16 protein-coding genes are annotated in these 20,224 nt (G+C 57.0%); 8 read left to right on the forward strand and 8 right to left on the reverse strand.

The genetic code is table 11. The features are described from left to right. Positions 1-20: 20 nt before the first annotated feature. The 4 genes from menD to IE065_RS03505 all read right to left on the reverse strand — a co-directional run bounded on the left by menD (position 21) and on the right by IE065_RS03505 (position 5,050). The gene (menD, locus tag IE065_RS03490) at positions 21-1,748 is read right to left on the reverse strand and encodes a 2-succinyl-5-enolpyruvyl-6-hydroxy-3-cyclohexene-1-carboxylic-acid synthase (RefSeq protein WP_189512029.1); all 1,728 of its coding nucleotides are present in this window, start codon (positions 1,746-1,748) and stop codon (positions 21-23) included. Beyond that, positions 1,748-3,172 carry an isochorismate synthase gene (locus IE065_RS03495; protein ID WP_189511866.1) on the reverse strand — a complete coding sequence of 475 codons (1,425 nt, stop codon included), beginning with the start codon at positions 3,170-3,172 and terminating at the stop codon, positions 1,748-1,750. Before IE065_RS03495 ends, menD begins: the two co-directional genes overlap by 1 nt. 11 nt (positions 3,173-3,183) lie before the next feature. After that, a complete protein-coding gene (gene metG, locus IE065_RS03500) occupies positions 3,184-4,716 on the reverse strand; it encodes a methionine--tRNA ligase (RefSeq protein WP_189511868.1) in 1,533 nt (510 codons plus the stop codon). Between the two features lie 79 nt (positions 4,717-4,795). Beyond that, a complete protein-coding gene (locus IE065_RS03505) occupies positions 4,796-5,050 on the reverse strand; it encodes a 2Fe-2S iron-sulfur cluster-binding protein (RefSeq protein ID WP_189511870.1) in 255 nt (84 codons plus the stop codon). A gap of 77 nt (positions 5,051-5,127) precedes the next feature. On the opposite strand from IE065_RS03505, the gene IE065_RS03510 reads away from it, so the two are divergent. Further along, entirely contained in the window at positions 5,128-5,436 is a 309-nt protein-coding gene (locus IE065_RS03510; RefSeq protein ID WP_229792049.1) for a Smr/MutS family protein, read from the forward strand. Between the two features lie 5 nt (positions 5,437-5,441). Here IE065_RS03510 and IE065_RS03515 read toward each other — a convergent pair whose 3' ends face one another. The 4 genes from IE065_RS03515 to hisC all read right to left on the reverse strand — a co-directional run bounded on the left by IE065_RS03515 (position 5,442) and on the right by hisC (position 9,618). Continuing rightward, on the reverse strand, positions 5,442-5,891 hold the full coding sequence (locus IE065_RS03515) for a hypothetical protein (protein WP_189511872.1): 450 nt from the start codon (positions 5,889-5,891) through the stop codon (positions 5,442-5,444). 72 nt (positions 5,892-5,963) lie between these two features. Next, entirely contained in the window at positions 5,964-7,106 is a 1,143-nt protein-coding gene (locus IE065_RS03520; protein WP_189511874.1) for a 5-(carboxyamino)imidazole ribonucleotide synthase, read from the reverse strand. A gap of 68 nt (positions 7,107-7,174) precedes the next feature. Next, entirely contained in the window at positions 7,175-8,488 is a 1,314-nt protein-coding gene (locus IE065_RS03525) for a hemolysin family protein (protein WP_189511875.1), read from the reverse strand. Then, positions 8,485-9,618 carry a histidinol-phosphate transaminase gene (hisC, locus tag IE065_RS03530; RefSeq protein WP_189511877.1) on the reverse strand — a complete coding sequence of 378 codons (1,134 nt, stop codon included), beginning with the start codon at positions 9,616-9,618 and terminating at the stop codon, positions 8,485-8,487. Before hisC ends, IE065_RS03525 begins: the two co-directional genes overlap by 4 nt. A gap of 197 nt (positions 9,619-9,815) precedes the next feature. Here hisC and IE065_RS03535 point away from each other — a divergent pair, with 197 nt between their 5' ends. Genes IE065_RS03535 through IE065_RS03565 form a run of 7 tightly spaced genes read left to right on the forward strand, consistent with a single transcriptional unit; the run spans position 9,816 to position 20,187 of the window. Then, positions 9,816-12,077 (forward strand): methyl-accepting chemotaxis protein, encoded by a 2,262-nt coding sequence (locus tag IE065_RS03535; protein WP_189511879.1) that lies wholly within the window; start codon positions 9,816-9,818, stop codon positions 12,075-12,077. Next, positions 12,074-14,287: a methyl-accepting chemotaxis protein gene (locus IE065_RS03540; RefSeq protein ID WP_189511881.1), complete on the forward strand. Its 2,214-nt coding sequence runs from the start codon at positions 12,074-12,076 to the stop codon at positions 14,285-14,287. Before IE065_RS03535 ends, IE065_RS03540 begins: the two co-directional genes overlap by 4 nt. 19 nt (positions 14,288-14,306) lie before the next feature. Continuing rightward, positions 14,307-14,780 (forward strand): chemotaxis protein CheW, encoded by a 474-nt coding sequence (locus IE065_RS03545; protein ID WP_189511883.1) that lies wholly within the window; start codon positions 14,307-14,309, stop codon positions 14,778-14,780. After that, positions 14,777-16,012, forward strand: a complete 1,236-nt coding sequence (locus tag IE065_RS03550) for a CheR family methyltransferase (protein ID WP_189511885.1) — start codon at positions 14,777-14,779, stop codon at positions 16,010-16,012. The genes IE065_RS03545 and IE065_RS03550 overlap by 4 nt, the downstream gene beginning before the upstream one ends. After that, on the forward strand, positions 16,009-16,602 hold the full coding sequence (locus tag IE065_RS03555; protein ID WP_189511887.1) for a chemotaxis protein CheW: 594 nt from the start codon (positions 16,009-16,011) through the stop codon (positions 16,600-16,602). The genes IE065_RS03550 and IE065_RS03555 overlap by 4 nt, the downstream gene beginning before the upstream one ends. Continuing rightward, positions 16,599-19,409 (forward strand): hybrid sensor histidine kinase/response regulator, encoded by a 2,811-nt coding sequence (locus IE065_RS03560; RefSeq protein ID WP_189511889.1) that lies wholly within the window; start codon positions 16,599-16,601, stop codon positions 19,407-19,409. The genes IE065_RS03555 and IE065_RS03560 overlap by 4 nt, the downstream gene beginning before the upstream one ends. Positions 19,410-19,428: 19 nt before the next feature. Further along, positions 19,429-20,187, forward strand: a complete 759-nt coding sequence (locus IE065_RS03565) for a WecB/TagA/CpsF family glycosyltransferase (RefSeq protein ID WP_189511891.1) — start codon at positions 19,429-19,431, stop codon at positions 20,185-20,187. Positions 20,188-20,224 lie beyond the last annotated feature (37 nt).

Below are 20,224 nucleotides of genomic sequence, written 5' to 3' on the forward strand. Positions count from 1 at the left end.
AATGGAGCGGTGAGCTTTAATTAGCTCGGATCGAGCAGGGTTTGGCGTTGGGCCATGTCGGCTTTGCGATCCGTCACAATTTCGATGATGCGAATGCCCTGCTTGGGCAATTTACGGGCGAGCGCTTTGACGGTGTCCCAATCTTTGGGTGCGTGGTATTCCAACCCGTGGGCTGCCGCCAGTTGGGCGAAGTCGACGTTTTGCGGGGTGGCGAAAAAACGCTCAAAGGGGGGCTCAAATTCGGAGATTTCGAGTTTCTCAAAAATGCCGCCGCCGTGGTTGTTTACTAGGAATACGGTTAAGCTACCGGTGAATTCCGGGGCGGTGAGCAGGCCGTTTTGGTCGTGCAAAAATGCAAGGTCGCCAGTGATCAATACGCCTGGCCGTTTGGCCGCCTGAGCCATGCCGAGTGCGGTGGACAGGGTGCCGTCGATGCCGTTTGCGCCGCGGTTGACCACGAATGCGTGCCCTTTGGCGTTGACTGGCCAAAAGAATTCCACGTCGCGGATGGGCATGCTGCTAGCCACAAAAATCGGGGTGCGGGCGGGTAAGACGTTGGCCAGTACGCGGGATAATTTGCCCTCGAAGCGATGAGCACAGTCACGGAACGCCTGCTTGAATTTGCGCTGCTGGGCATTTTCCGCGGCCTGCCACTGCTCGGTGAGGGGCGTCGGTGTGGCGGGTGTTTCCGCAGACACAATTTGTGCTGGGCGGAGGGGAATTATCGGCGCTGGCGCATAGGTCGCGTTTAGGTTTTGCTTGCCGGTGCTCAAGCGCCAGCTGGGCTTCAGCCCGCACTCACGGAGGAAGGAACGCAGCGTTTTGCTGGTTGGTAATTGGCCAATGAAGAGCAGTGCGCCGGGTCGCAAATTAGCACGTTGGACGGGGTCGCGCAAAATGGCGTCGTAGGCAGCGATGAGTGTATTACCCTCTCCCCCGAGACCACGCAGGCCGGAAGCGGTGTCAGCCAGCAGGGGCCAACCACGCGCAGTGCAGAGTTGGACAATGGCCCCCCGGTCGGCTTCCGTCCAATGAGTTTCGGGGGGACCAACAACGACGAGTAAATCGTCCCGCTCCGCAAAGGGCAGGGCCTCGGCGTTGACAGTTGTTTCGACCATGGCGACGGGTGCCGCTAAGGGGAGGCGCTTGAAATCGATTGTCGGAAATGGCCCGCCGATTGCCCCCTCGACTGGCGCGAGCGGTTCACGAAAGGGGATGTTGATGTGCACAGGGCCAGGCTCCAGGGTGGTCGCCACCGCATTGGCGTGCGTGATGATACGCACGAGGTATTGGTGGCGATCACAAAGTTGCTTGGACACCGGCGGGAGCGCTAGTTCGTGGTAAAAATGCGCGTAATCGCCGTAGAGCTTCACTTGGTCGATTGCTTGGCCTGCGGCGCAGTCGCGCAGTTCGGCAGGGCGGTCGGCGGTGAGAACGATTAGCGGCGCGCCGCTGTAATGCGCCTCGATGACAGCGGGCAGATAGTTCGCCGCCGCCGTGCCTGATGTGCAAACGAGCGCCACGGGTTCTCCGCTGGCTTTGGCGCAGCCCAGTGCGAAAAATGATGCGCTTCGCTCGTCGAGGATGGGCGTTGATTCGATCCGGTCATCCAGCGCGAATGCCAGCGTGAGCGGTGTCGAGCGCGAACCAGGAGAGATGATTGCCCGGCGCAGACCGCAGCGCACCAAGGCCTCGACAATGAGTCCAGACCAGACGGTATTACGGTTGGCGCGCAGTAGAGGGTGCATCACTGGAGAGAATCAAGCAACGGACGAAGTTTCAAATCGGTTTCCGCTGTTTCACGGTCGGGCTGAGAGCCGGCCACGATGCCCGCGCCAGCATAAAGCCGTGCTCGCTGGCCATCAATCAACGCTGAGCGAATAGCGACCGCCATCTCGCCGTCGCCGTGGTAATCGAACCAGCCGATGGCTCCGGCGTAGAGTCCACGGTCAAAGTTTTCAATGCGGGCAATGTCGTCTCGCGCGGCTTTGCGTGGTTGTCCGCCGACGGCGGGTGTGGGATGCAGGCGGGCGGCGACGGCCAGAATGTCCTGATCTTGCGTGAGCTCGGTGGAAATGGGCGACCACAGGTGCTGCACATTGGGCAGCTTGAGCAGGCGCGGGGCGGCGGGCGGCTTGACGACTAAATCGACTTCACCCAAGCGGCTGATGATCGAATCGACCACGAGCTGGTGCTCGCGCAAATCTTTGTCGCTGGAGAGTAATGCGGCACCGTGGCGAGCGTCTTCGCGGGCGTTTTCGCCACGAGGGGCGGAGCCAGCGAGTGCCTCGGTGAACAGGCGGCCCGATTCAACGCGCAACAGGCGTTCGGGCGTTGCGCCGATGAAGCTTTGGCCGTCGCCATTGGCGAAGGAAAATGAGTAGCAGGAGGGGAATCGGTCGCGCAGGCGGGCCAGCGTTTCCAGCGGGCGGAACGGTTGGTCGGCCTTTAGTTCAACGGCCCGGGCGAGCACGATTTTGTGGTAAACGTCGATGTCGATGTTTTGTAGGGCGTGATCGACGGCAGCCGCAAACCAGCCATCTCCGCCGACGTCCTCACGCTCGACTACTGAGGGTGGCGGCGCACCAGTTGATTGCAGGTCGTCGTAATCGAAGCGCCCGAATTTTGCGTGGGCGGCCAATACTTTGCGGGACAGCGTAGCGATGTCGCTTTCTGGCTCGATGATGAGGTTTGCCGTGGCGACGTATTCGCCTTGGCGGCGGGCGACTTGCCAGCGTGGCACGAAGACGGTTGCGGGGGCAAAGTAGGCGTCGTCGCCCTCAGCCTCGTCACAGAAAGTGAAGCCTGCGAAAAAATGTGGCCCGGAAAACGGGGCATCCAAGTCGCCGACAGCGATTGTGTTTTCAAGCACGTGATCCGCAAACGCTCGCACGTTGGCGAAGCGTTGAGCACCGCTGAAAGTCGCTTCCAAGATGGCCTCCGCGCCCGCAATCGCTTCTTCGCTTTGTGAGCGTTCCAGATAGAAGTGCAGCTCTGTCGGTTCGTAAATGGATTGCAGAACCGCGAGTGGGTCCAGGTGCTTGGCCCGCAGCGAAATGCTCGCGAGCTGAGGGTGCTTGCGCTGCCGCGCACGTTCCCGGCAATGCAGCAGGAACGATGCAAGCGCCTGTGGGTCGCGTTGAGGAAAACGGTCCGGAGAGATCAGTTCCATGCGCGTTATACTTAATTCTCGATGCGTGGGAAAAGGATGGTGCGCTCTCCCAGCACATTACCCGCGAATCGGTTAATGTCCCACTCCAAGTTGCCTTCGTAGTTGGTAATGCTGTCTGCGCCCATGGCGGCAAACACGCGTTTTGAAATCTCGGGCATTACGGGTGTAAGCAGGACTGAGGCCAGGCGCAGGATTTCCGCCGTGTAGGCCAAGGCAGTGCGCGCCCGTTCTTGATCCGCCGGGTCTTCGGACTTGGCGAGCTTCCATGGTTGGCGAATTTCCAGGTAGGCGTTTCCCTTGCGGATGAAAGCCCAGAGCGTTTCCAAGCCACGGTGAAAGAGGAAGCCATTGTAATATTCAATGACCTGCGGATAGGTTTTCTCCCAAAGCTCGCGGACGTCCTTTTCGGGTTGTTCCTCAATTGTGGCTTGCGGAATTTGCTTATTGGGCAGTTTACCACCGAGCGAAAGCAGGCGGTTGAGCTGGTTGCCGAAGTCGTTGCCGAGGTCGTCTTTGTAACGGGACAGCAGGAGGTCGGCGGAGAAATCACTGTCCTGCCCCACATTCATTTCGCGGATGAAGAAGTAGCGCAGCGCGTCAGGCCCCACTTGCTCAGCGAGCACAAAGGGGTCAACAACGTTGCCTAATGTTTTAGACATTTTTTCGCCGGAGATATTCCACCATCCGTGGACCAGCAGGGACTTGGGGAGCGGGATGCCCGCCGCGTGCAGCATGATGGGCCAGTAAACGGCGTGTGGCGGCACGAGGATGTCCTTGCCGATGACATGGAAGTCCGCGGGCCATTTGTCCGCAAAGCCTTCTGTGCCATAGCCGACTGCGGAAATATAGTTCGTGAGCGCGTCAAACCAGACGTAGCAGACGAAGTCTTCGTCGAACGGCAGCGGGATACCCCATTCGAGGCGTTCCTTTGGGCGTGAAATGCAGAGGTCGTTGAGCGGCTCCTTGAGGAACTCCAGCACCTGCTTTTGGCGGAAGCGCGGGAAAATGAAGTCATCGCTTTCCTTGAGGTGCTTGATCAGCCAGTCTTGATATTGGTTGAGCTTGAAGAAATACGCGGGCTCGGAAACTTCCTCGACCTCACCGAAAATTTCAGGCCATTCGCCGTTTACCTTGTCCTTCTCTTGGAGAAACTGCTCCTGACGCTTGCTGTAAAAGCCTTGGTAGTCGGCTTTGTAGATCTCACCCTTGTCAAAGAGGTCTTGGAGGATCTTACGGACAACATCCTTGTGGCGCGATTGCGTTGTGCGGATAAAGTCGTCGTTGGAAATGAGGAGCGTTGAGCACAGGCGCTGGAATTTCTCGGCAATTTGGTCGCAGTAGTCAATGGGCTCCACGCCTTCCTTGCGCGCAGTTTGCTGGACCTTTTGTCCGTGTTCGTCGAGGCCGGTCAAGAAGTACGTGCTGTCGCCGCTCAGGCGCCGATGGCGCGCGATGACGTCGGTGAGGACTTTCTCATACGCATGGCCGATGTGAGGGGAGCCATTGGCGTAGTCGATGGCGGTGGTGATGTAAAATTGCTTCATGGCTTTTTGGGCAAAGCACTCCACTCAATCCGACTGTGCCGGAAGCTCAACGACAAAAAACAGGCCTGCGTGTTTGCGCTCAGGCGTCAATGACGACGTCCGTCTTGGGGATGGAGCAGCAGAGCAGGATTTTACCCTCGTCTGCCACGGCCCCATGGTCGAACTGATACTCCACTTCGCCCGATATCAGTTTTTGCTGGCAGGCGGTGCAATTGCCGACGCGACACCCGAAATCCAAATCGAGCCCATGCGCCTCTGCGAAATCCAGCAAGCTGTCTTCTACGGCGTCCCACTCGGCGGACACGTTGCTACGTTGAAAGGTTACCTTTGGCATAGAACGATTGAAACAAATATTTTGGGCAATGACAAGTCTACGGCGGCGTTTTCCCAATCTTGCTTTTAAGATAAAAAATGGCGTTAATTCGGGCCACCATGGATGAGCCTGATTACGATGCCCCCATCGAACTGCCGATTGACGGCGTGCTGGACCTACACACCTTTGCGCCACGTGACGTGAAGGAACTGCTGCCCGTTTATTTCGAGGAGTGTCTGGAACGAGGTATCACGCAGGTGCGCGTGATCCATGGCAAGGGCACTGGTGCGCTGCGGGAGCTGGTGCATGCTCAATTACGAAAAATCCCGCAAGTCACCCATTATCAACTGGCTGGGGAATCCGGTGGCGGTTGGGGTGCGACGATTGTTGAACTGGCGCCGCGCTGATCGGGCTACTTCTTGGGCCAGACTTGCTCGCCAGTGTTCATCCCTTCCTGAATTACGCTCAGGCTGTCGATAAATTTCACGCCGACTTGGTCCGGGCCGATCTGCTTGCCGATCACATAATACACGGGTGAAATGTCAGGCAGTTTGAGTGACACGGAATCGCTGATCTCAGTGACCACCTGTGCGACCATGCCGGAAGTTTTCTCGGACAATTTGGAGATGACCCAGATTTCGTCGCCCACGACCCAGACCGACTCGATTTTGACCGCATACGCGGGTGTTGGTGCCTGAAGCTTAATTGTGTAGGCGCGATCAGTGACTTCGACCGTGCCCGACATGTCGGAGGGGTGATTTTCCGGAGGTAGTTCGATGAAGGGCTTCTCGTTTTTATCACCGCCACAAGCGGCAAAACAGAGGGATAGAGCGACTAATGCGGTGGTAACGTATTTTTGCATGGGTGTAATGGTGGGGCGACACTTCTTCGCTGGCAACGTGGAAATTCCAGCAGAGAGGAATTCAAATTTGGGCTACTTTAATGCGGAAAACAGGCTCTCTGCCGTCGCCAAAGCTTCTTCCACGGTGTTCTTGAGCACCGTGAAATGGCCCATTTTTCGACCGGGACGCGGGGCACCCTTGTCGTAGAGGTGGAGTTTGACGTCGGGGTCAGCTAGCAGAATCGCCCAATCGGGGGCCTCCCCCCCCTGCCAAACATCACCGAGGAGGTTGACCATCACCGCCGGACGCAGCAGTCGCGTATCGCCGAGCGGCAGGCCACAGACGGCGCGGATATGCTGCTCAAACTGGCTCGTTTGGCAGGCGTCCATGCTGTAGTGCCCGCTATTGTGCGGGCGTGGGGCCAGCTCATTAACGAGCACCGAGCCGTCCGGCTTCACAAATAATTCCACTGCCAACAGCCCAATGACGCCGATTGCCTCCGCCACGCCACGCGCCAAATTGGCTGCTTCGGCGAGCGTTTCCGCGGGCAACCGTGCGGGTACAATGCTCTGGTGCAGGATATGGTGGCGGTGGATGTTTTCCGCGACTGGAAAGGTGGTCATTGCACCGTCTGGTCCGCGGGCGACGATCACCGAGCACTCGGCGGAAAAAGGCACCCAGGCCTCAACGACTCCCAGCGGGCACCCGAGCCCGGCCCAGATCGCATCGAAGTCTGCAGCGAGGTCCTCAATTTTCACCTGCCCCTTGCCGTCGTAGCCGAAAGCCGCCGTTTTGAGCACGCAGGGGACGCCCAGCTCTTGAGTCGCCTGCGCGAGTTCGTTGGCATTTGCGACCACACGGAAATTCGCACAGGGTATGTCATTCGCGCGGAGAAATTCTTTTTCGCGCCGCCGGTTCTGGCAAATGTGGAGGACATCGCCGCTTGGGCGGACAGGCACGTTTTCGCCGGTAATCACGTCCACGGCTTCGTGGGCAACGTTTTCAAATTCTAGGGTGACGACATCGCAACTGCGGGCAAAGTCGGCCAAGGCCTGCGCGTCGTCGTAGTCGGCATTGACCTCTGTGTCGGCCACCATGGCGGCTGCGCCGCCTGCGCTGGGCTCAAATACGCGGAAGCGGTAGCCCATTGCCCGCCCGGCGAGGATGCTCATGCGCCCCAGTTGTCCGCCGCCCAACATGCCAATCGTCGCGCCGGGCTGAAATGGTTTCGTCATGCCAACACGGTTTTCCCCGCCGCCTGAAAGGCAATCGAATTTTTCGCCAGCCGTCTAAGGGTGCTCTCTTAATCCCCGTCTTCGACGATTTGAATCTTGCGCACGCTGGCTGAGATGACGCGGCGTTCGTCGACTTCCTTTACGGTGATTTCGAGGCCGTAGGCGTCCATGGTGATGGTCTCGTCCGTTTCGGGGATACGCCCGAGCTCGTTGGTGATCAGGCCGCCGACGGTGGAGACTTCGTCCGTATCAATATCGATATTCAGCTCTTCCTCTAGGTCATGGATGGCCATGAGGCCGTCGACCAAATATTCATCAGGCCCGGTTTGGGTGAGCTCCTCATTGACGGGCATGTCGAACTCGTCCTCGATGTCGCCGACGAGTTCTTCCAAAATGGTTTCCAAGGTGACAACGCCCAGCGCGCCACCAAATTCGTCACTGACCAGTGCCATGTGGACCTTTTGGGCGAGCATGCGCTGGAGGGCTTCTTCCAGAAGGGTGTCGGCGCTGAAGCGCTCGATTTTGCGGGCGAGTTTGCGTAAGTCTGCCTGTCGGAGGTCGCCTTTGTAGCGGAAAAGATCCTTGATGTGGATGAGACCGACGCAGCGGTCGAGGTCGCCGTTGCACAACGGAAAACGCGTGTGTCCCGTTATATGGGCCAGGGCGAGATTTTCTTCCACACTGGCGTCTAGGCTGAAGAGCTGGACTTGGTTGCGGGGCAAAATCACGTCGGAGACCTCTAAGTCGCGCAGGCGAAGGCTGTTGCGCAGGAGCTTGCGCTGGTAGGGGGACGGCGGCTCGGTATCCTCTGCCAAGGCGCGGATTTGCACCTCGAAGTCGAGGACATTGAAGTCGTGCTCAAAGCGCATGCCGAGCAGACCAAAGAGTTTCCGGGCAATGCTGCGGATAAATTTAAACCAAGGCAGCAGAACAGCAACGACCCCGATGATGAACCACGACGTGAAGCGCAGGGCTAGAACTGGATTGGACAGCGCAAACCCTCGTGGCACCAGAAAACCAAACAAGCTCGTGAAGGAGGCGATTACGGCAAAAGTGAAGAAGGCCTTCATGAGCTCCCCGGTCGGGCTCTCGAAGATCTCCAGTTTGTCCATCAGGTAGCCCAGCATTGGGAAGATCACCAGGCCGAGTGCGATCGTCACGGCCATGATGCCAAAGCGCATGACGGGTGCCGCCCAGTCCGCACGGTTGAGCAGGTAGGCGATGCGCTTACGCTCTCGCAGCTTGCCTAAATCGAACTCGTCTGGATCAGCGTAGCGTAGTTTTACGAGGCTAATTTCGCAGGCGACGAGCAATGCGTTGATGAACAGGAGGGCAATTAGCCCTCCGCCCAAGGCGATAAAATCCCAAAAAGTTGTGTTCACTTGGACGGGCGCTCATCCGGCGGGGAGTTCGACATTCCCTCATGCAGTGTGGCCTCTAAGCACTTGAGCAGACGCGTGTTTTGCGTCTCCGTGCCGATGGTCACCCGGATATATTGAGCTAGCAGATATGGTTTCAACGGTCGAACAATGATTCCTTGTTGTTGGAAGGAATCAAACATTTGCGCTGGATTTTCAACCTTTAACAACACGAAATTACCGCCTTCAGCGCGGTACTCCAAGCCTAAGGCTTCAAAGCCTTGGGTTAACTGATGCATTCCAGCGTGATTCACGGCCTTGGCACGAGCCACGTGTTCGTGGTCACTGAGGGCTGCGATTGCGGCCGCTTGAGCAATGGCGTTCACGTTGAACGGAGCGCGCACGCGGTTGAGCAGAGCCATCAGTTCGGGGGCACCGTAGCCATAGCCAATGCGGAACGCCGCCAACCCGTAAATTTTGGAAAATGTGCGGCAGCAGACGACTTTTTTGCCCGCTGCAATCAACGGGCGTAGGTCTGGTGCGTCGTCAGAATACTCGGCATAGGCTTCGTCGAAGCAGAAAATGACGTGGTCGGGCAGGCGGTCGATCAGGGCCTCAATTGCGGCTAGAGAATGGCAATCGCCGGTCGGATTGTTGGGGCAGGGCAGGTAGACCAGCTTTGTGCGCTCGGTGACGGCGTCGGCCAGCGCGTCGAGGTCATGGCGCATGTCTGGCATGGGGACCTCAACGGGTTTGGCACCTGCCAGCAAGACCCCGATTTTGAACGCGATAAAACTTTGGGCCCCCATTACGGCTTCATCCCCCGGTCCACAAAACGCCTGACAAAGCAGCGTCATAAACTCGTTGGAGCCGTTGGTGATGATAAACTGGTTCGCCGCCAGCTCGAATTTTTGGGCCAATGCTTCACGCAGGCGCGTGCACCCGCCATCCGGGTAGAGATGTGCCTCACGGAGGGCGCGTTGGGCGGCTTCCAGACCCAAAGGAGAGGGCCCGAGCGGGTTTTCGTTGGAGGCGAGCTTGAGAATGGATGCCGCCTCTAGGCCATACTCGCGCGCGACGTACTCAATCGGCTTGCCCGGCTCATAAATCGGTTGGTTCAGGACATCAGGACGGACTAATTCGCTGTAATTCATGGAGAAAGCGTCCAAATTGCGCGATTTTCACGGGCAGGCAAGCCAACGTTCGATCGGGCAGCGTTTGGAGCTAGTGGGAAAAGTATAAGGATATTCCGGGCGCCGGGCCTCATTGAGGAACCAGCGTGGGCTGACAACTCTCGCCTTGCCAACGCTTTGCGCGAGCGACAGGCTAACGTTCTTTTCTATCTCTACGGATGAAGCTGCGTTTGCGTCACAAGGTTGCGGGTCTGGCGATATTTTCGGCCCTACTGCCAGTTCTCGGTCTGGCAATATTGATTGCTGCCCAAGATCAAAAAAGCACTGCTACGATCGAACGCGAAATCGACAAGATTATCGGCGCAAATCTTCAGCATGCCGTGCTGGACGTTTACGACCTCTGTTCCGTCGCGAACGACCTCATCCAGAAACAGGTGACGCGTACGCTTGGAGTCGCAGACTACGTGCTTGAGGAGCAGGGTGGCTTCAGCCATGGCGAAGAAAAGGTCCGCTGGCACGCAATCAATCAGTTTGACCGCGAAACAGTTTCCGTGGAGTTGCCCCAGATCCTTATTGGGGACAAAGGTATTGCGCCGAACACCAGCTTCGCTGTTCGTTCGCCGGTAGTCGATCAGGTTAAAGAGTTGGTCGGCGGAACGTGCACGGTTTTCCAGCGTATGAACGCCGATGGTGATATGCTGCGGGTGGCCACCAATGTTGAAAACGCCGATGGCCAGCGTGCTGTGGGCACCTACATTCCTGCGATGCGGCCAGATGGTTCGGTGGACCCAGTTATCCGTCGCGTGGTACAGGAGCGAGAGATTTACGATGGCCCGGCTTTTGTGGTCAATCGCTGGTACCTCACTTCCTACCGGCCCATTCTAGATGAGACGGGTTACGTGGTGGGCATGATTTACGTGGGTGTTCGCCGAGATGAGGCTTCTTCGCTGAAAAGTGCCATTTCCGAAGCCGAGATCGGTGCCAACGGCTATTCCTGGGTCATGTTTGGCAAAGACAAAGCACGGGCAAATCAATTTGTGCTGACTGGCCCATCGTTTCCTCACGGGCTGAAAATTAATGAGATTACGGACGAGAATGGGAAGAAATTCTTTGAGGAAATTCGCCAGAGTGCAATCGCTTTGGACTCAAAAAAAGCCGGCGAAACGGGCTCACGTACGGTCATGTGGAAAGACATGGAGGGCGAGCCTCACAAACTGGAAATTTACTACGTATACTTTAAGCCGTGGGATTGGGTGATGGGCGTCACGGCACTGGCCGAAGATTTTTCGGAGCCTCATCGACAGATCGAAGCCGTTTTTGACGAAATTCTTTTTGCTACATTGGTTGGTGCGATTGTCCTCATGTTCCTGATATTTGCTTTGGCGACTTGGTTGGGAGGCATCATTGCCCGGCCAATATCGTTCCTCACTAGAATTGCGGGCCACGTGGCTCGTGGGGAGCTGGCGGCTGCTCAGCGTGAGGTAGACGCTGGTTGCGGTATGGGTGTGAAGCAGAAAGACCTCTCCCGCGCAACGGATGAGACCGGTGAACTTTTTCGCGCCATTCAGGATATGATTGGCAATCTCCAGCAACTCGTATCGGAGATGAAGGGTGCCTCGGGTCAGCTCACGGAGTCTGCCACAGAAATCAACACTTCGGCCCGTCAGCAGTCTAGCACAGCTCAGGATTTTGGTGCATCCAGCACACAGATTGCTGCCGCCGTTAAGCAGATCTCTTCGACTTCGCAAGAGCTCTCCAAGACGATGACCAGCGTTACCACTGGTGCTCGACAAACTACGACTGTGGCCAGTGAAGGGCGCAGCCACCTCGACGCGATGCGGGACGGGGTGGACGATCTGTCGCTGGCAACGCAGTCCGTGTCAGGCAAGCTTTCTACTATTGCAGAGAAGGCGCAGAACATTAACAACGTCGTCACCACCATCTCGAAAGTGGCTGATCAGACTAATTTGCTGTCACTCAATGCCGCCATTGAGGCGGAAAAAGCTGGGGAATTCGGATTGGGCTTTGCCGTGGTTGCGCGGGAAATTCGCCGATTGGCTGACCAGACTGCTGTTGCCACTCTCGACATCGAACAAATGGTCAAAGAAATGCAATCCAGCGTGAGTGCGGGCGTCATGGAAATGGACAAATTTAATGAAGCCGTGCGCTCCGGCGTGGACACCGTCAACCGCTTGAGCGGTCAGATGGAAAACATTATCAATGAAGTCGAGGCGTTGACGCCGCGCTTTGAGTCTGTGCAAGAGGGCATGGAAGCGCAGGCTAGTGGCGCGTCCCAGATTTCTGAGGCAGTTGGTGCCCTGAACACTGCTGCCATGCAGACTAAGACATCACTGGAGGGCTTCCAGAGCGCCGCCAGTAAGCTAAATTTTGCGGTGACTGCGGTTAATGGTGGCATCGCCCGTTTTAAAACCGATGATGAGGGAGACGAAAAACCCGCATCCAACCCACAAGAGTCATGAGCCTACGCACGAAAATACTCGTTTACGTGCTCCTGCCAGTCCTGTTGACGGCTGGCAGCGTGGCGGTTTTTAATATCTATCGTGGCCACACGCGGATGCTTGAGAAAGACAAGCGCTTGATGATGGAAGATTTGGCCAAAATTGCTCTGAAGGTTGAGCAAGCCAATCTGGAGGCGGTCACGGTTTCCCGCACCATCGCCGATGCTCAAGAGAGCGGCATGTTTGGTCTGCGTAATGAGTCCGTTGCGCTGCTGCGCCGGGTGTTGGAGGCCAACCCGCAATTCGTGGGTGTGTCAATCGGCTACGAGCCCAATGCCGACGGCAAAGACACTGATTTTCTGGCTTCTTTTTCGCGTCCGCCCAATTGGCTGGGTGAGGACGGGCGCTTCATCCCTTATTGGTATCGTGATCTGTCTGATGGTCAGCGAATCAAATCCGAGACGCTGGTCGATATGGACACGAGCCTCTATTATAACGGTGTGCGTCAGGCGTTGTCGAAAAACCCCGAATTACGCTATTACATCACCGAGCCGTATATCTATAATAACCTCAACCTGATCGTTGAGCAAATGTCGCCCATTGTAATCAATGGCCGCTTCCAGGGGATCGTCGGCGTGGATCGGTCTTTGGACACACTGAACGATGCATTACAGGGCTTGCGACCGTATGCAGGCTCGCAACTTTATCTCGTCAGCAGTCGTGGCCGTTTAATTGCCACCACGCTGGGTAGCGAATTCCGCACGATGCCCGTGGACCGGTTTTACGTGCAGAGAGACGAGGACGGTGGCCGCGTCATGCTCGATATCTTTGAGCACAACGAAGAACAGGGGATGATGGAATTCAACTCGGACCGTGGTGTTCGATTGAAAGATGCAGATGTCGATCATGCCTACCGCAATCTTTTCGATCGCATTTCCGAGACGAAGCAGGGCAGCCCACCGATTATCTTTGAAGACCCGTTAACGGGTGATGAGGCCTTTATCGCCAGCGCCTTCATTCCCACTGGTGGCTGGCGTCTGGTCATGACCGTCCCGGAAGCTGCCATTACTGGGCCAACTTGGGATGACATCAAGCGAGCAATGATTGTTGGCCTGATTGGTATTCTCACGATGGTTCTAATCATTGTTGTTTTCGCCAATCGTTTCAGTGCGCGTATCCGCCATGCTAATGACCTCGCACAAGCCGTTGCCGACGGTGATTTAACCCATGATGCGGAGATCGTGACCAGCGACGAAACCGGCCAGTTGCTCAAGGCGATTGATCTGATGGTCTCCAACCTCAACGCGCTCCTGCTTCAGGTGAAACATTCTACAATCCAGCTTGTTTCGACGGCAACTCGCATCAGCGGTGCCGCTAAGAGCCAAGAGGTCACGATTCAGGATTTTGGCGCATCGACTCAGGAAATTGCCAGCGCGGTCAATGAGATCACCGCTACCTCCCGCGATTTGCTGGAGACCATGCGCGATGTGGCTGAGGGAGCCGATGAGACGGGACATATCGCCGAAGATGGCCGTCGCCAATTACTTGATATGAGCCAGTCGATGGACAATCTGTCCTCGGCCACCAGCTCCATCGCCGCGAAGCTCGCCGTGATTAGCGAAAAGGCGAACAATATCACCAAGGTCGTTACCACGATTGGCAAAGTTTCAGAGCAGACGAATCTGCTGTCACTCAATGCGGCGATCGAGGCGGAAAAGGCCGGCGAACATGGTCTGGGCTTCTCTGTGGTCGCACGGGAAATCCGTCGTCTCGCTCACCAGACGGCTCAAGCCTCAGTGAACATCGATACGATGGTCAATGAGATGCAGGCAGCAGTCAGCTCCGGCGTCATGGAGATGGATAAATTTAACGAATCTGTCCGCAGTGGCGTGCAGGAGGTTGGTAGTTTGGGTGAACGGCTCGACGAGATCATTACCGGCGTGCAGAACGTCACCCCGCGCTATGTCTCCGTACGTGAAGGCATGGAAGCGCAGACGCAAGGGGCGCAGCAGATCAGCGAGGCGATGGTCAATCTGCGCGATGGCGCGTCGCGGACCGCGGAATCTCTGAAAGAATTCGATGAGGCGACCCGAGCGCTTCATGCCGCCGTCAATGGCCTACGTCGTGAAGTTTCCCGCTTCAAGGTCAAGGAAAAGGCCTCCACTGGCATGACGCATATGCCCTTCCCAATGCGTGGTCCTTTTCCGCCCAGACCATCAGACAAAAAATAGAACTATTCCTTTTCTGACTATGTTGACCGTGCTCTTCCATTTGGGCGACCAGAGTTTTGCAATCGACGCCGAGTGCGTCGAGATTGTGATTCCTGCGTTGCCGCTGCGCCCAGTTCCGGGTGCGCCTGCGTTTGTGGGAGGGCGCTTTGAATACCGTGGCCGCATTATCCCGGTCATCGACCTTGGCCAACTCATCTTCAAGCACCCGCTCAACGAGGGCCTCAGCTCTCGTTATATGCTGATCCAGTACAAGAAGCCGCAGGGGGGCACTGCACTACTGGGGCTCTGGGCGGAGCGAGTGACTGAGACTCTCGAAGTGTCGGATGATATGTTGGCCGAAGGCGGCGTATCTCCACCCGATGCCCGTTACCTCGGGCGCATTTTTACTTCGCCCGACGGCGCAATCGTCCAGTGCGTTGAGACGTCCGACCTCTTGTCAGCCGAGGTCCGGGATTTACTTTTTAACGAACCGTCCGCCAAAACTGCTCCGTGAAATTGCCCGCTCGCATCACGCGCGATTTGCGCGAACAATTTGGACTTGACGAGGGCGTGTTCCGCGGGAGCAGTCTCAATAGCGTCATCCGTCGGCGGATGGAGGAGACTGGGCAGTTCGAGCTGGATGATTATTTTGACCTATTGCAGCAGTCGCGACAGGAATTCATAGCCTTTGCTGACGAGCTACTGGTACCGGAGTCCTGGTTCTTTCGCGATGGTAAGCCCTTCATCTGGCTGACAGAATGGCTCCGCACGGTTTGGCGTAAAAATCATCAGGGTGAGAAGCTCCGCATCCTTAGTCTGCCTTGTGCTACCGGCCAAGAGCCCTATTCCATTGCGATGACGTTGCTGCACGAGGGTTTTTCGCCAGAGAGTTTCCACGTGGAAGCTGGCGATCTCAGCGAACGCTTTATCAAGGACGCCCAACGCGGTGAATATCGCAAGATCGCCTTTCGCAGCGAGATGGCGGAAAGCTACGCTAGTTATTTTGAGGATGCTGGTAACGACCTACGGCGGGTGCGTGATCATGTCCGAAAGCAAGTGACTTTTCGCCAGCTCAATTTACTTTCCCCGACTTTTCTGCAACACGAGCCGCCGTTTCACGTCATTTTTTGCCGCAATGTGCTCATCTATTTCAGCTCATGCTCACGTGAGCGGGCAGTAGCTGGGCTAATGAACGCCCTCGCCCCAGACGGCGTACTTTTTGCCGGGCATGCGGATTCGCTGCCATCAATTACATCAACGGTGAAAGCGGTTGGCCCAACGGGTGCTTTTTGCTTCGAACGTCGCCCCGTCGAGCCGGAAGTGTCACAATCATCGCTAGTCAATCGAGTGATTCGCTCTACCCCCCCCCCTCGACAACCAAAACCAACCCGTCACCCCCCCCCCTTGGAATCCGCAAAACTGTCATCTGCCGACCAATGGAACAAGGTGCGCGCATTCGCCAATAGCGGGCGCTTGGAAGAAGCAGAAAAGCTTTGTCAGGAGATGATGAAGCAATCGCCACCTACGGCGGACGCCTTTTGCACATTGGGGGAAATCTATTCTGCTCAGCGTCGCCATCGCGAAGCCGAGCCTTTGTTTCGCCGCGCTGTTTATTTGGAGGCGCGTCACGCGCAGTCCCTCTTTCACCTTGCTCTGCTGTCCGAACGCCGTGGCGATCAGGCTGGGGCCGAGCGTCTGCGGAAGCGTGCTCAGGCTGCGGAAAAAGCATCGGAGGTTAAGGCATGAGTGACGACGAACACGAGATGGCCGCCCAAGAACGCGCCGCAATGCTTCGCTTGCTCGACCGTGCGCCGCCCGAGGGCTATTTGTCCGACTGGCAGGATCGCCTCCGTGCCAAGGAAGACGAACATGAGCGCGAAACGCAGGGCGTGCTAGTCTTCCGGCTTTTCGACGAGTGGCTCGCCATTGAGGCCAGCATCGTCAAGGAGATCACGGCTGACGCCACGATACACCGCATCCCGCAGCGCACAAACAACGTCTTGCGTGGCTTGGTCAACGTCCGCGGCGAGCTGCAATTATGCGTGTCGCTGCATGCCTTGTTGAATCTTGAGCGCACGGGTGAGGAGAAGGTGCTTTCCCGCCGAGTGCATCCACGAATGATCGTTTTCCAAGGGCCTGATGGTGCGTTTGTCTTTCGGGCGGAGGAGGCCTATGGCGTCCATGCGCTGGAGAAATGCCTCCTTGAGGAGTCCCCCGTGACGGTCAGTAAAGCGATGGCAACCTTTACCCGAGGGCTCTTTACCTTACTCGATACGAAGGTGGGCCTGCTCGACCACGAACTCATTTTCCACAGCCTGAAAACGCAACACCTGTGAGCGACGACCCTCAGAGTTTCCCAATGCTCGACCTCTATCAGCAAGAGGTCGAAACGCAGGGCGCAGCCCTCAACGAAGGGCTGGTGGCATGGGAAGCTGATCCCGCATCAGCCGATATCGACGCCCTCATGCGGGCGGCTCATTCGCTCAAAGGTGCCGCGCGGATTGTTGGGCTGGACTTGGTCGGCAAGGTTGCCCATGCGCTGGAAGATCTCTTTGTCGCCGCTGAAAAGGGGGAGGCGTCCCTTGGTTCCGATCAACTGGATTGGCTATTCAACGCGGTCGATATTTTGGTCGAATCTGGCCGTCAAGCTGAAGACAAAATGGCTGCTTGGCTCAAGGACAACATCGCTTGGGCCGATGAGGTGCAGAAAGGCTTGGTCGCAATCCAGGTTGCTGGCAGCGCTCCTGCGGAACCAGCAAGCCCGGCAACACCCGAGCCCGCCCCGAGCTTGGTGGAGCCACAGCCTCAAGTTGCCGCGCCCAAGCCTGCGCAAGTCATCAAGCCGCCGAAGCAGACGCCTGACCTTTCCATGATCGACCTCTACCGGATGGAGGCAGAGCAGCAGGTCGGTGCGCTGAAAGAAGGCTTGGTCAGCCTGAATCCCGAAATCGCCGATCCGAAGACTTTGGAGCCACTCATGCGCGCCGCGCATTCGATGAAAGGTGCGGCGCGGATCGTCGGTTTGCTCGCCGCTGTTGAGGTTGCCCGTGGCGTGGAGGACGCCATGAACGCCGCCATCGAGGGAAAAATCAAATTCTTCCCCCCCCATATTGACGCCTTTGAGCGTGCCGCAAATTTCTTGGCTGAGTTTAGCGCCGCTAGCGACGCCGACCTTGCTGAATGGCCTGAAGCGCATGCTGACGAATATTCCGCCGTGATGGATGGCCTTCAACGTACGCTGGCTGGTGAATCGTTGGCCACCGCTCCCGAACCAGTCGTCAAACCTGCGCCCGTTGCAGAAGTTCCGACCGTCTTGCCGGAAGTGCAGGGCGCTGCTCCCGCCAAGGCCAAGTCTGTGCGCCGTGAGCGCTCCAAGTCCGATGCTGTGCCAGACAAACCGAAGAGCGACAGTGTGGTCCGTGTGTCGGCAGACAGCCTCAATCGTCTCATGGGACTGGCGGCAGAAACGGTGGTCGAAACGGGGCAACTGGAAAACTTTCGCGACACCCTGCTGCGTCTCAAGGAAGCCCAAGGCGAGCTGAACGGCCGCATTGGTGCCAGTGAGCACATTCTGGACAAGATCAACCTTACCGCTGATGTGCGCGTGCATTTCGAGCAAATCCGCCAGTCCGCTCAAAACGCGTTGACGCTTGTCCGTGAGCAATTAGAGCACTTTGACGCGTTTGCGCGCCGCAATACGCTGCTTTCAGATCGTCTTTATCGCGAAGTGCTGGCCAGCCGGATGCGCCCATTTAACGACGGCGTACAGGGCTTTCCACGCATGGTTCGCGACGTCGCCCGCAGCTTGGGCAAGCAGGTGCGCTTTGAGATCGAGGGGAAGGAAACTCCCGTCGACCGAGACATTTTGGAGCGCCTCGAAGCGCCTCTTAACCACATCCTTCGCAACGCCTGCGATCACGGGCTCGAAACGCCTGAGGAGCGTGAGGCCAATGGCAAAGAGTCGACTGGCTCATTGACGCTGAGTGCCCGCCACAGCGCAGGGATGCTCGTGGTCGAAGTCAAAGACGATGGGCGTGGCATTAACTGCGAAAAACTTCGCGGCAAGATTGTGGAAAAGCAGTTCGCTACCGCGGAAATGACCGCCCAGATGAGCGAAGAAGAAGTGCTGGAGTTTCTGTTTCTACCGGGCTTTTCGACTGCTGGGAAAGTCACAGAAATTTCGGGCCGTGGCGTCGGGCTGGATGTTGTTTTGACCCTCATGCAGCAGATTGGTGGGCAAGCGCGTATCAACACCAAGGTAGGGCAGGGCACGGCCTTTCACCTGCAGGTGCCGATCACGCGTTCGGTCATTCGGGCGCTTTTGGCTGAAATCGACGGCGAGCCTTATGCCTTTCCATTGAGCCGCATTGCGCGGACTCTGCGCATGGATTACAAGGACCTGAAAATGGTCGAGAATCGCCAGTATTTTGAAATGGAAGGCCAGAACGTCGGCCTTGCCCCGGCCCGTGCGGCGCTTGGGTTCACGGGGGCAATTAGCACTACGACACCTCATCTGGACATCGTCGTGGTTAATGACCGCAACCAGCTCTACGGCGTCGAAGTTGATCGACTGATCGGTGAGGCGGATTTGGTCGTGCGACCATTGGATAAGCGCTTGGGGAAAGTGCCGGGCGTGAGCTCGGCGTCACTCACCGAAGCCGGCGAACCGCTGTTGATTCTCGACGTTGAAGACATGATTGCCTCAATCGACAAGCTGCTCTCTGGCGGCGCGCGGTTGGAGTCTAAGCGCACATCTGAGGAGTCGCGCGTGGCCCGGAAACACATCCTGGTGGTGGATGACTCCATCACCGTGCGCGAAACTGAGCGTCAGCTTCTTGAAAACGCTGGCTATGCAGTGGAAGTGGCTGTTGATGGTGCCGATGGCTGGAATGCGGTGCGCTTGGGCGAATTCGACCTCGTCGTGAGTGACATCGATATGCCCCGCATGAACGGCTACGAGTTTGTTTCCAAGATACGCGCGGATAGCCGCTTGGAGAATCTTCCGGTGATCGTCGTTTCCTACAAGGACCGCGAGGAAGACCGTGTTAAGGGCCTCGAAGCTGGGGCTGATTATTATTTGACCAAGAGTTCGTTTCAGGACGACACCTTTATTCAGGCCGTTCGGGATTTAATTGGAGATTAGCGTAAAAACTCGCTGTTGCATGGAGAAACTACTGCCGCGCTTTGATGTTCTCGGGGTTGAAATCAGTGCGCTCGATCTGGCAACGGCCAGTCGGCTGATTATTCAGGCGGCGAATGAGAAACGAAAGAGTTACGTGACATTCACTGGGGTGCACGGCGTGGTCGAATCGCAGGACGACCCCGAACTACGGTGTATTCTAAACGAGTCCTTTCTGACTGGTGCCGATGGCATGCCGCTGGTTTGGCTGGGTAAACGGCAGGCTGGGCCGCATGTGGGACGAGTCTATGGGCCTGACGCGATGCTGGCCATTTGCGCCGAAACCGCAGCGACTGGGCAAAGACATTTTCTCTATGGCGGGGGGGAGGGGGTGGCGATTGATCTAGCCGAAAAACTCCAAGCGCGGTTCCCCGCATTGAATGTGGTGGGAACTTTTACCCCGCCGTTTCGCCCACTGAATGCCGAAGAGGAGCAAGCGTTGATTGAGCAGGTCGGGGCCGTGAAACCGGATTTTTTCTGGGTGGGCATAAGCACACCCAAACAAGAAAAATTCATGGCTGAGTGGTTATCCAGACTGGACGCCACGGTGATGCTTGGTGTTGGTGCGGCATTTGATTTCCACAGTGGGCGTAAGCCGCAGGCACCGTGTTGGATGCAGCGTAGTGGCTTGGAATGGCTCTATCGCATGATCACCGAGCCCCGACGTCTTGGGGGCCGTTATCTGCGCAACAATACGCGTTTCCTCTGGCTACTTGCGCGACAAATCCTTACACGGCATTAGGTCGAGCCTTTAGGCTTTCCCCGAAAAACGAAATCCC

Origin of the sequence: Cerasicoccus arenae (assembly GCF_014651635.1) — a bacterium.
GTDB classification, from domain to species: domain Bacteria; phylum Verrucomicrobiota; class Verrucomicrobiia; order Opitutales; family Cerasicoccaceae; genus Cerasicoccus; species Cerasicoccus arenae.